11 protein-coding genes are annotated in these 11,397 nt (G+C 73.6%); 4 read left to right on the top strand and 7 right to left on the bottom strand.

Annotated features, from left to right (window positions below; genetic code table 11):
* Positions 1–132 precede the first annotated feature (132 nt).
* The 3 genes from ACF061_RS32060 to ACF061_RS32070 form a co-directional block, all read right to left on the bottom strand.
* Positions 133–1,131, bottom strand: coding sequence for a DMT family transporter (locus ACF061_RS32060; protein WP_392270503.1), 999 nt, complete (start codon positions 1,129–1,131; stop codon positions 133–135).
* Positions 1,132–1,429: 298 nt separating this feature from the next.
* On the bottom strand, positions 1,430–2,020 hold the full coding sequence (locus ACF061_RS32065) for a Clp protease N-terminal domain-containing protein (protein ID WP_392270504.1): 591 nt from the start codon (positions 2,018–2,020) through the stop codon (positions 1,430–1,432).
* Positions 2,021–2,297: 277 nt separating this feature from the next.
* Positions 2,298–2,915, bottom strand: a complete 618-nt coding sequence (locus ACF061_RS32070; protein ID WP_392270505.1) for a PadR family transcriptional regulator — start codon at positions 2,913–2,915, stop codon at positions 2,298–2,300.
* A gap of 163 nt (positions 2,916–3,078) precedes the next feature.
* On the opposite strand from ACF061_RS32070, the gene ACF061_RS32075 reads away from it, so the two are divergent.
* On the top strand, positions 3,079–3,888 hold the full coding sequence (locus ACF061_RS32075; RefSeq protein WP_392270506.1) for a PhzF family phenazine biosynthesis protein: 810 nt from the start codon (positions 3,079–3,081) through the stop codon (positions 3,886–3,888).
* 64 nt (positions 3,889–3,952) lie between these two features.
* Here ACF061_RS32075 and ACF061_RS32080 read toward each other — a convergent pair whose 3' ends face one another.
* Together ACF061_RS32080 and ACF061_RS32085 are read right to left on the bottom strand one after the other, a co-directional pair.
* Entirely contained in the window at positions 3,953–4,753 is an 801-nt protein-coding gene (locus ACF061_RS32080) for a CPBP family intramembrane glutamic endopeptidase (protein ID WP_392270507.1), read from the bottom strand.
* A 156-nt stretch (positions 4,754–4,909) separates the two neighbouring features.
* Complete coding sequence (locus tag ACF061_RS32085; protein ID WP_392270508.1) at positions 4,910–6,427, bottom strand: glutamate-cysteine ligase family protein; 1,518 nt, start codon at positions 6,425–6,427, stop codon at positions 4,910–4,912.
* A 551-nt stretch (positions 6,428–6,978) separates the two neighbouring features.
* Here ACF061_RS32085 and ACF061_RS32090 point away from each other — a divergent pair.
* Both ACF061_RS32090 and ACF061_RS32095 read left to right on the top strand, forming a co-directional pair.
* Entirely contained in the window at positions 6,979–7,563 is a 585-nt protein-coding gene (locus tag ACF061_RS32090) for a hypothetical protein (protein ID WP_392270509.1), read from the top strand.
* A gap of 397 nt (positions 7,564–7,960) precedes the next feature.
* Positions 7,961–8,167 (top strand): DUF5999 family protein, encoded by a 207-nt coding sequence (locus ACF061_RS32095; protein WP_392270510.1) that lies wholly within the window; start codon positions 7,961–7,963, stop codon positions 8,165–8,167.
* Positions 8,168–8,298: 131 nt separating this feature from the next.
* Here ACF061_RS32095 and ACF061_RS32100 read toward each other — a convergent pair whose 3' ends face one another.
* Both ACF061_RS32100 and ACF061_RS32105 read right to left on the bottom strand, forming a co-directional pair.
* Positions 8,299–8,736, bottom strand: a complete 438-nt coding sequence (locus tag ACF061_RS32100; RefSeq protein ID WP_392270511.1) for an endo-1,4-beta-xylanase — start codon at positions 8,734–8,736, stop codon at positions 8,299–8,301.
* A 170-nt stretch (positions 8,737–8,906) separates the two neighbouring features.
* On the bottom strand, positions 8,907–10,451 hold the full coding sequence (locus ACF061_RS32105; protein WP_392270532.1) for a glycoside hydrolase family 43 protein: 1,545 nt from the start codon (positions 10,449–10,451) through the stop codon (positions 8,907–8,909).
* A 217-nt stretch (positions 10,452–10,668) separates the two neighbouring features.
* Here ACF061_RS32105 and ACF061_RS32110 point away from each other — a divergent pair, with 217 nt between their 5' ends.
* Positions 10,669–11,226 carry a hypothetical protein gene (locus tag ACF061_RS32110; protein WP_392270512.1) on the top strand — a complete coding sequence of 186 codons (558 nt, stop codon included), beginning with the start codon at positions 10,669–10,671 and terminating at the stop codon, positions 11,224–11,226.
* Positions 11,227–11,397 lie beyond the last annotated feature (171 nt).

The raw sequence follows: 11,397 nt of genomic DNA on the forward strand, positions 1-11,397 counted from the left end.
CCGGTCGGACGGGGCCGGCGGACTTCTTCTGCGGGCAACGCGGTTCGGCCCGGCAACCTGCCGGGCTCGTCACCGAAGGGCCCGCCTCAGGCGGCCGGAGGCGGAAGAACGAGCGCGTGCATGATCAGCACACTATGCCGCCGTGCCCCGTGCCGACAACTCCCTCTCCGGGCCGCCGCCCGCCACCGGCTCCGCCGAGCTCCCGGCGGGCGCCGAGGACTGCGCGATGAACGCGCCCAGCAGGACCACGGCGCCGCCGGCGACCTGCGGCGCGGAGAGGTGCTCGCCGAGCAGGACCCAGGCCAGCACGGTCGCGATGACCGCCTCCAGGCACGCCACGACGCCCGCCACCTGCGGTGAGAGCCGGCGCACCGAGAGCACGCCGGTGACGTAAGCCAGGACCGTGGCGACCAGCACGATCCAGACCAGCAGGGCCACGGCCGGCACCGCGGTGCCGTCGAGGGACGCGGTGTGCGCGAGCACCGGCCAGCGCAGGTTCCAGGGGCGCGCCACGACCGTCAGGACGACGGCGCCGACCAGCAGTCCGTACGCGATGACGCCCAGCGGGTCGGGGGCCGCGTCACCGGCGTCGCCGCCCTGGTCGGACAGGACGAAGTAGCCGACCTGACAGCAGGCGGCGCCCAGGGCGAGCAGCAGTCCGAGGGGGTCGAAGCCCAGGCCGGACCAGACCTCGACGACACAGGCGAGGCCGCCGGCCGCGAGGACCACGCCGACGGCGGCGGCCCGGGTGACCGGCCGCCGCTGTACGAAGCGGACCCAGCCGAGCACCAGGGCCGGCGCCAGGTACTCGACGAGCAGCGCGACTCCGACGGGAATGCGGGAGAGCGCGGCGAAGTAGCAGGCCTGGACGCCCGCCACGGCGAGCAGTCCGAAACCGGCGACCAGGGCGGGGCGGCTGCGCGGCAGCGCGCGGTGCCGCACGGCCAGCGGCAGCATGACGAGGGCCGCGCCGGTGACGCGCAGCCACACCACGTGCAAGGGGTCGAGGCCCGCCTCGATCAGCGGCTTGGCCGCGACCCCGGAGCCGCCGAAGGCGACGGCGGACACGAGCGCGAGAGCGAGCCCGACGCCCTTGCCGGACCGGCCCTGACTGATCGCAGACGTACGCATCGGCACATGATGACAGGCGATGACATGACCGTCACCCCGGATGGCACCTGTCTCACTCGCTGGACGCCCGACCGCTCCCACCGGCCGTCCCCCTCCGCCGCCCCGGCGCGTCCCCCGGCAGTCCCCTGTCGGCCGCGGTCGGCCGCCGTCGGCCCGGAAGGCGGCTCCGCGAAGGCGCTGACGACGAGGGGCGCCACGCGGGCGGCGGCGCACCCCTCAGGACGCGGCCGGTCACGGCCGCCGCGACCGCGTGGGGCAGTCCGCCCGCGGACTCCGCCGCCCGGGTGCGCTCGTCCCGTCAGCCGTCGGCATCGTTGTCCACTCGTGCCGCCAGCTCCCGGGGATCGATCCCCGCGCGGGCGAGCACCTCGACGGCCCGCGCCCCGGGGTCGGCGACGACCGCGGCGAGCAGGTCGAGACCTCGCGCCCGGTGGTCGCCGCGCCGGGCGGCACGGTCCCGGGCGAACTCCAGCGCGGCCGACGCCGCGGGCGAGCAGCCGTCGGTCCCGGACCCCGCCGCCACCGCGCCGCCCCTCGGCGGGCCCGCGGCCACCGCCCCGGCCGCCTCCGCCGCGGTCACCAGGGGCAGGGCGCCGGAATCCTCCACGGTGCCCTGCCAGCGCAGCCCGTAGCCGATGCTGCGCTGCACGAGATAGCCGAGCAGCCGCACGATGCGTGGCCCGCCGTCGAAGGCGGCGCGCACCTCCGGGTCGGACTCCAGGAGCGTGTGCAGCAGGTGGGCGGTGTCGATCTGCCGGTCCCCGTCCCGCACCGCCCTTCTGCGGGCGGCGGCGACCACCGCCGCCAGCTCGGCACTGAGCCCTGCGTCGTCGTCCGGACCGCGCCCGTCCTGTTCGTGGGCCGACTGCCCGGGGATACGGTGTTGCACGACTCCCAGCCCATCAGTCCGCCGGGCTCCGGTCATCCACGGCGGGAAGCATTTACGCGTCCCACGAGAAGTGGACGCCACCGGCAGGAATCTCCTCCTTACGGATGAGATCAGGCCAATCCGACCAGGATCCTCCGGGGAATCCCACAGCCCCGGCGGCACACCGGCCGCCGGCCCACCGCAGCGACACGCCGAGAGGCCCCGCGGTTCGTTCCACGGGGCGCCCCCCGCCCGGTCCCTCCGCACCGGAGGACGATCGGCCCTCGTCGCTGGAGGCTCAGTCCTCGTCGGCGAGGATCAGATACAGCTTCTTGCGGGCCTCGTTGACGACGGCGAGCGCCTTCTCCCGCTGCTCCTTGCTGCCGGTCTTCCAGACCTGGCCGAAGGCCTCCATCAGACCGAAGCCGGCCTGGCGGATCTCACCGAGGGCCTCCCAGTCCACCCCGCGCGAGGCCTCCTCCCAGGGGGCGTCCGGTCCCTCGGCGGCCGCGGCGCGGCCGGAGTCGGTGAGCGAGTACAGCTTCTTGCCGCCCTCGCTCTCACTGGTGATCAGGCCCTCGTCCTCCAGCAGCTGGAGGGTGGGGTAGACCGAGCCGGGGCTGGGCTTCCACGCGCCGCCGCTGCGCTCGGCGATCTCCTGGATCATCTCGTAGCCGTGCATGGGACGGTCCTTGAGGAGGGCCAGGATCGACGCCCGTACGTCACCGCGCCGCGCCCTGCCGCGCGGCCCGCCACGCCCTCGGCCGCCCCAGGGGCCCGGACCGCCGAAGCCAGGTCCGAATCCGGGACCGCCCGGCCCGAAGGGCCCGAAGGCCGCACGCCGCGCGTCGAAGCCGCCCAGGCCGCGCCGGGGACCGTCGTGCCGGTGTCCACGCTCGTATCCGTGGGTACGCATCGCAACCACTCCATTCCATCGTTGATCTGTCGCGATGCTTCAACGATATATCGGAGGAGTTGGACCGACAACCCCCTTCCGAACCGCGGCCTCCCCGAATCCCAGGCCGCCGACCGCCGATTGGCCTTGGTCCCGGACTCCTGCGGCCCCCTACCGTCAGGGCATGCGCATCCGAATCGTCGACGCCTTCACCGACCGTCCCTTCGCCGGCAATCCCGCGGGGGTGCTGCTGCTCGACGCCTTCCCCGAGGACGACTGGCTCCGGAAAGTGGCCATGGAGGTCAACCACGCCGAGACGGCGTTCGCGCACCGGCTGCCCGAGGGCGCCGAGGCGGACTGGGCGCTGCGCTGGTTCACCCCCGCGACCGAGGTGGCGATGTGCGGCCACGCCACGCTCGCCACCGCCCACGTCCTGCACACCACCGGCGCCCAGGCCGGACCGGTGCGTTTCGCCACCCGCAGCGGCGTGCTCATCGCCACGCCCGACGGCGACGGCGCGATCACCCTGGACTTCCCGACCGCCCCGCTCACCGCCGTCGAGGTCCCCGACGGGGTCGCCGAGGCCCTGGGAACCGAGCCGCGCACCGCCTTCGACACCGGCCCGAACGTCGGTGACCTGCTGCTGGAACTCGCCGACGAGAAGACCGTCCGCGACCTCGCCCCCGACCACAAGGCGCTCGCCGCCCACTCCACGCGCGGCGTCATCGCCACCGCCCGCGCCGAGGACCCCGCCCGCGGCTACGACTTCGTCTCCCGGTGCTTCTTCCCGAACGTGGGCATCGACGAGGACCCGGTCACCGGCAGCGCGCACACCGCGCTGGCCCCCTACTGGGCCGAGCGCCTGGGCCGCCCCGACCTCACCGGCCTCCAGGCCTCCGCGCGCGCCGGCCGCGTCCGCACCGCGCTGCGCGGCGAACGCACCCTGCTCACCGGTCGCGCGGTCACCGTCATCGAAGGCGAACTGCGCGCCTGACCGGACGGGGAAGGGGGCGTACCCGGCATGCGTACGCCCCCTTCGGCACCCCCGCGCGGCCGGCTCAGGCGGTGGGCAGCCAGTCCACCCTCCCGGCCAGCAGGGCGTAGCCGACGAAGGCTCCGATGTCGAGCAGGGAGTGCGCCACCACCAGCGGGCCGACCCGGCCCCACCGCCGGTAGAGCCGGACGAAGACCACGCCCATCACCATGTTGCCGACGAATCCGCCGACGCCCTGGTAGAGGTGGTACGAGCCGCGCAGTACGGAACTGGCGACCAGCGCCGTCCCCGCCGACCAGCCGAGCCGGTCGAGCCGGCGCAGCAGGTAGCCGACGACGATGACCTCCTCCAGCACCGCGTTCTGCAGCGCGGACAGGACGAGCACCGGGTACTTCCACCACACCTCGGGCAGCGCCTCCGGCACCACGGTGAGGTTGAACCCCAGACCGCGGGCGGCCAGGTAGAAGGCGATTCCGGTGCTGCCGATCACCGCCGCGACCGCGGCCCCGCGGCCGAGGTCGGGCCACGGACGGGTGCGGTCGAAGCCGAGCGTGCGCAGGCTCCGCCCCTCCCGCAGCAGGAAGTGGGCGACGAGGGCGACGGGTACGAGGGCGGTGGCGATTCCGAAGAGCTGCCAGGCGAGGTCGAGCCAGGGGCGCCCCGGAGCGGCGGAGGCGTTGAGGGTGGCCGCCTGGTCCTTGAGCCCGCCCGGCTTGGTGACCGACCCGACGAAGCTGATCAGGGCGGACACCCCGCTCGCCCCGAGGGAGAGCGCCAGGACCAGCAGTGTCTCGTCGCGCAGGATCCGTCGCGACGGCGGCTCACGCCAGAAGGAATCGGCCCCGGGCCCCGCCTCCGCCTGCACACCAGCCTCCAGTACCACCGTCGTCGGAGGTCACAGCTTGCCCGATCCGCCCCGCGCGGGCACGGGCGGCCCCTGGCCGTGACTCTCCCGACGTACGTGGCCCGCGACGCCGCGCCCCCGGCGAGCCCGGCCGGGACCGGCGCCGCCCCACCCGTCTCACCCCAGCGGAACGGGCGCCGGCAGGCCGGCCGGCCAGGTGTGCACCGGCTCGCCGAGGTGCATCAGCTCGCAGTACCGGCGGGTCGTGGCGGCCAGGGCGTCCTCCCGGCTGAGCCCCTTCTCCAGCGCCCGGTGGAAGGTCGCCGCCTGCCACTGGGCGCCGTTGGTCCGACGACGGCACCGTTCCTCGATCACCCCGAGGTAGAGGTCCCGGTCCGCCGGCTCCACGCCCCACGCGCTCAGACCGGCCTCGGCGAGCGGCAGCAGTTCGTCGCGGACGAGGCTGACGGCGTCGACCTCGGCCGTACCGGAGTACCGGCCGCGCCGGGGCCAACTGAACCGGGCGTCGATACCGTGCCGGCACGCGGCGTCGAAGTTGGCCGCCGCCGCCTCGAAGGGCAGCCGGGTCCACACGGGCCGCGGCTCCTCGGCGAGGGCGCGGACGAGACCGTAGTAGAAGACGGCGTTGGCGATCACGTCGGTGACGGTGGGTCCGGCGGGCAGCACCCGGTTCTCCACCCGCAGGTGGGGCACGCCGTCGGCGATGTCGTAGACCGGGCGGTTCCAGCGGTAGATGGTGCCGTTGTGCAGGACGAGCTCGGCGAGCTTGGGGACACCGCCCTCGGCCAGCACGTCGAGGGGGTCCTCCTCGTCGCAGATCGGCAGCAGGGCCGGGAAGTAGCGCAGGTTCTCCTCGAAGAGGTCGTACGCGGAGGACACCCACCGCTCACCGAACCAGGTGCGCGGCCGCACGCCCTGTGCCTGGAGCTCCGGCGGGCGGGTGTCGGTGGACTGCTGGAACAGCGGCGGCCGCGACTCCCGCCACAGCTCGCGCCCGAACAGAAAGGGCGAGTTCGCCGCCACGGCGATCTGCGCGGCACTGGCCGCCTGCGCCGCGTTCCACACGTCCGCGAAGCGGTCCGGCGTGACCTGGAGGTGCAGCTGCACGGAGGTGCAGGCGGCCTCGGGCGCGATCGACTTGGAGGAGCAGGCGAGGTGCTCGACCCCGTCGATGTCCAGCGCGAAGTCCTCGCCGCGGGCCGCGACGATCTGGTCGTTGAGCAGCGCGTACCGGTCGACGTCGGAAAGGTTGGAGGAGACCAGGTCGTCCCGGCCGAGGGTCGGCAGAATGCCGATCATCGCTATTCCGGCATCAACCTCCCCGGCTTTTCGGTCGGCATATGCCAGTGACGTCCTCAACTCCTCCGCCAGCCGGTCGAAAACCCGGCCGCCCAGCCGGTGCGGGGCGATGTTGACCTCGAGATTGAACATCGCGAGTTCGGTCTGGAAGTCACGACTGGCGATGCGCTCGAGTACTTGCGCATTCAGCATTCTGGGCATCCCGTCGGAACCGACGAGATTCAGTTCGATCTCCAGCCCCATGAGATTCTTCGGCCGGTCGAACCGCTTCTCCTGCAACAGTCGCTCCAGTCCCGTCAGGCACCGCCGGAGCTTGTCGCGGTAGCGGTTGCGATCGGACAGGTCGAACTGGCCTGCCACGACCTTCTCCCCCATCGCAGCATCCCTCCTCGCTCGGGCGGGCCGGAGATCCGGCCGCCTGGGTCCCGGTCAGGTGGGATGATGCCCCGCCATCGCGATCGATAACGTCCCATCGCCGCCCCGCACCGACTACTCTGGCCTGGTGTCACCAGAGGCACATTCACGGGGCATGGAGCACCCAGCAGTTTCGGGTACCCCAGTGAACTCGTGAGAAACGCCGACGACATCGAGCCGTCCACCGCGCGGACGCAACCCGAGGTCATCGCGGTGCACCCTGCTCAAAAGCAGGACGATTACCGCGAATCTCCGGCCGAATGAACCCTTGTTGTTCACGCCGGAAACGACTAGGCGAAACACCATCTGAACATTTGTCGTATAAACTCTGCACCACGGCAGAAGCAGGCTCGCGCGGTTCTGGATCCGCAGTCAGGGCCGTATGCGGCATGCCGCACTGAGCACATCCCTCACCTGTTCACCAGGACCCGGCTCCGCCCCCTCCTGTCCGAGAGCTGACAGCGTCGTCCGCCCCCGTGCCACCGTGCCTGTCGATTGAGAGGCGACCCACCATGCCGCTGCACGTCCCCCCGGCACCCGCCCCCGCACTGCGTTCCGTCCTCACGGCGCTCGGTTCCCCCACCGCCGTGCGTGAAGCTCCGACCCCCGCCCTGCGCGCGGCCCAGGAGCCCGCGACCCCCGAGCTTCCGCTGCCCGTGCACGTCCTGGAGCGGATCACCCCCGAGGGCGTCTCCGCGACCCGGCTGGCCGGCTGGCGCTTCCTGATCCGCTGCGGCGACCACGCGGTGGCCGCGGCCGAGACGATGCTGACCCCCGACGGCTGGGCCTTCTCGCACTTCTTCGAGGGCCCCTACGTCACCTCCACCGAGCGCGCGCTGCGCCAGGCGGAGACGATGACCCACTCGTACCAGCCGCGTCTGCTGTCGATGCCGAGCCTGTACATGCTCACGCTGTGGCTGCACGGCGACCTCTCCGACGACGGCGCCGGCGGCCATCCCGCCGCCACCGACCTGCTCGTCCCCCTGGCGCCTGCCCCGCCCGGCATACCGGCGCACGTGCCGCACCGGGTCGCCGACCTGCTGCCGGTCCTCACCCACCGGGCGACTCCCGTGCGCCTCCTGGGCTCGCCCGCCTGACCCCGCCGCTCGGATCGCCCCAGTACCCCGCTGCCGGAAGCCCCGGAAGCGGGGTACTGCCGTCGCCACCCGCCGGCCTCGCTCCGGACTCCGCTCGTACGGGCCGCGAACGGCTCCCATGAGCCCCCGGGGGTGACCGGCCCGGTCGGACTAGTCACATCCGGCCACCGCGAACCACCCGAAGGAAGGGTGCGGTTGGGCTGAACCGCTCGCCCGGGTGACGCGTCTCCAACCTGTGAGAAGCGGTGCCGTGAAATCCCTGCGGAATCACGCCCGTGGGGCAACACTGGTTCCAGTCCGACTTATCAAACGGGGGGCGGCCATGGAGAACGCCATCAGCCGCGGGACGGACACGACAGCCATCCCGGACCACACATCAGAGCGAAAGATCCCGCCCATGTGCCAGCATCAGCCACCGTGCCCGACAGCCGACTCCGCCGACCGGGAAAGCGCCCGTCTCGTGGCGCACCACCCGGAGCAGGGCTGGAGTCTGCTGTGCAACGGCGTCCTCCTCTTCGAGGACACCGGTGAGCTCCTGCCGGACGGCAAGATCATCGCCCCGCACCGCCCACTGGGCGCCGACCGGGTGATGACCGCAGCCTGAGCGCGACGGGCGGCCGGATCCGGCGAACCGCCCGCGGATCACCAGGGGCCGGCCCGCACGCACCCGTGCGAACCGGCCCCGAAGCATGTCCGGCGACGACCACGCCACGCGGTCGCCGCGCGACCCCGCGGTCATCCCCCGAGCGCCTCGCGCAGCGCCTGGTACGCCGGCTTCGGCCGCGGCCGCTCGTCCCGCGGCAGCGCGGCGCCCTCCTCGGGGAAGACCCCCGGGATCCACGAGTACTTGTCGGTGTGGTCCCACACCGTGACGCCCACACACTGCCGGACGGCGAGGCACGCCCGGGTCAGGTGTCCGTACCACGTGGCCTGCTCGGCCGGCTGTCGAACTCGCTGCCGTGGAGCCGGGTGTAGGCGCCGTCGGTCAGTCCCGGGTTGTCGGTGGCGCTGCCGAGTAGCGGCCGTGGCGGTGGGCCAGGTCGGCGAGGGAGGGGGCCGCTCGTGCGCCTGGGGCCGCGCCGCGGGACCGGTGGCGACGCCCGCGGCCACGAGCGTGGCCGCGAGCGCTCCGGCGAGCCGGCGGCGGATGAGGCGGACGGTGGTTCGGGGCATGGGACGGCTGCTCACTGTGGGCGGGGACACCTGTTGAGGGGACACCCTGTTCCGAAATTTTCGCTCACCATTCGGAAAGCTGCGGTGCACCCTGAGGGCCCCTCCCCCCGGACGGCAGCCCCCCGTGCGGTGCGGGTTCGCGGACGACCGCGCACCGGTACGCGGCTCCGTCAGGCCGCCCCGCCCGCCGCCCCGGGGTCCGCGGGCGCCTCCGCGTAGTCGAACCAGTCGAACGCCGCGCCGCCCTCGGTGACGTACATGCCGATCACCCGCCCGGTGAACCCGCCGGCGACCTGGGTGGACAGATAGCGCCCGTCCAGCTCGGCCAGCGGCACGAGGCCCTCGGTGCCCTCGACCGAGAAGGTGATCGCGTCGGGGCCCGCCTGCGCCCTGATCCCGGGGGCCCGGCCGCCCGGGGCGGTCACGGTGGGCGGGGGCACGTCGCGGGTCCGCGTTCCGACCACGAGGGTGACGGGCCCCGGAGGAACGGGCTGCTCCGCGATCCGCTGCCGCACCGGCCCGATCCGGGCGACCACGCTCGCCACTCCCCCGCCGATCTCCAGGTCGTAGTGGTGGGCCTCGTCCAGGCGGACGGACAGACCGGCCCGGCCCTCGCCCGGGTCCAGGCGAGCCGCCACCCGGCACTGCGGATGCTGCTGGCGGCGTCCGACGAAGGTGTGGCCGGGCCGGTCGAGACTGTCGCCGGTCGCGGTCAGTGTCAGCCACCCCGGACGCCTGGTCAGCGACCACGAGCCGTCCGGGCGGCCGCGCGGCGAGATCCACTGCGGGGCCAGGACCGGCGCGTCGAAGTCGTCGCGTCCGGGCGACGGCGGGAAGGGGTGCCGGGCCGCCGGGGCCGGGTGCCGCTCCCGCACCGGGCCGACCACCGGCCACCCGTCCACCCATTCCACCGGGGCCAGGAAGGTCTCCCGGCCGAGCACGTGGAACTCCGGGAACCAGCCCCGGGGCCGGGTGCCGAGCAGCAGCATCCACCAGGTGCCGTCCGCGGCCTGGACCAGGTCGGCGTGACCGGTGCACTGGATGGGCGAGGCGGTGCCGCGGTGCGAGAGGACCGGATTGTCCGGCGCCGGTTCGTAGGGGCCGCGCGGGGAACGGGCGCGGGCGATCGAGACGCTGTGGCCGGAGGCGGTGCCGCCCTCGGCCAGCAGGAGGTACCACCAGTCGCCGACGCGGTACAGGTGGGGCGCCTCGGGGTCCCGCATGCCGGTCCCGGACCACACCTTCAGCGGCCCTTCCAGCACCTTCCCGGTCACGGGGTCGATCCGGGCCAGCCCCACGCCCGCCACGGCGCACCAGCAGGTTCCGTCGTCGTCCCAGGCCAGGTCGGGGTCGATGCCGGGCAGGTCGATCCAGACCGGGTCCGACCAGGGCCCCTCCGGGCGTTCGGCGGTGACGAGGAAGTTGCCCCCGCTCGCCACGTTCGTCGTGATCACGTGGAAGCGGCCGTCGTGGTACCGGATCGTCGGGGCGTAGATCCCGGCGGAGGCGGGCAGGTCGTCCGGCAGTTCCAGCTGCCCCGGCCGGTCCAGCACGTTGCCGATCTGACGCCAGTGGACCAGGTCCCGGCTGTGGAACAACGGAACGCCGGGGAAGTACTCGAAGCTGGAGCACACCAGGTAGTAGTCATCGCCCACCCGGCACACGCTGGGGTCGGGATGGAAGCCGGGGATCACCGGGTTGTCGTACGTCCGCATGACCGTCATACCCTCCACAGATCCGAAAGTTTCGCCTCTTGTGGCGACCCTTACGGAGTCCGCACTGTAGGGGCGGTCACGACCCCGGGCAAGGGAGTCGATCAGCGGGGACGGTGCGGCCGGGCGGCGCTGCCGGGGCGTCAAGAAGGGGCGGCGACGCGTCAGAGGTCCGTCAGCGGGCGCCGCACCCGCGTGGTGGGGATCTACTGTCGGGTTCATGGGGCACCGCGACGACGTACGGCCGGGCTCGGGCGCACCCGCGCTGCGGTCCGGCCGGGTGGCGTACGACCGCCACTGGGCGCTGGAGGCGCGCACCTCGGTCCGCTCCTCGGTGTCCCTGCTCGTCCTGCTGCTCCTGATCGACGCGGGCACGGGCTGCCTGACCTGGTGGCGCGGACTGCTCTGGGGCGCCCTCGCGGTGCTGCTCCTCCTGGTGCTCTGCCCGCCCCGGGTGAGCGCCGGCGAGGGCTGGCTGGAGTCCCGCTCGCCGCTCGTCGCCCGTCGGGTCCGCACCGATCTGCTGAGGTCGGCGCGGGCGGCGGACGGCGTCTCACGGCGGGTGGTCCTGCGGGACGTCCTCGGCGCCCGGGTGGAGATCGACCTGCGGGTCCTGACGGACAACCCGGAGCTCTGGCACCGCCTGCGGGAGGACATCGGCCGTTCGGCGGCCGGCGGCAGTCTGCGGGACGACGGGACGGGCGAGCGGCGGCTCGCGCGGCGGATGGACCGCGAGACGGCGCTGGCCGTGTTCCGGGTCTCGGGACTGGAGCCATGACGTGTCCGCCGCCGGCCCGGCGGTTCGAGCGGCCGGCGGGACACCCACGCCCCGACCGGCCCGACCGGTGCGAACCGGCCCTCCTCCCCCGGCCCCCGGTGACCCGGCGTCGCCACGGCCGGTATTGACGGAAGATTGACGCCCACCGGGCGCGGTACCCGGGGCCCGGGC

It is taken from the genome of Streptomyces sp. NPDC015220 (assembly GCF_043079345.1).
In the GTDB taxonomy this organism is placed as follows: Bacteria; Actinomycetota; Actinomycetes; order Streptomycetales; family Streptomycetaceae; genus Streptomyces.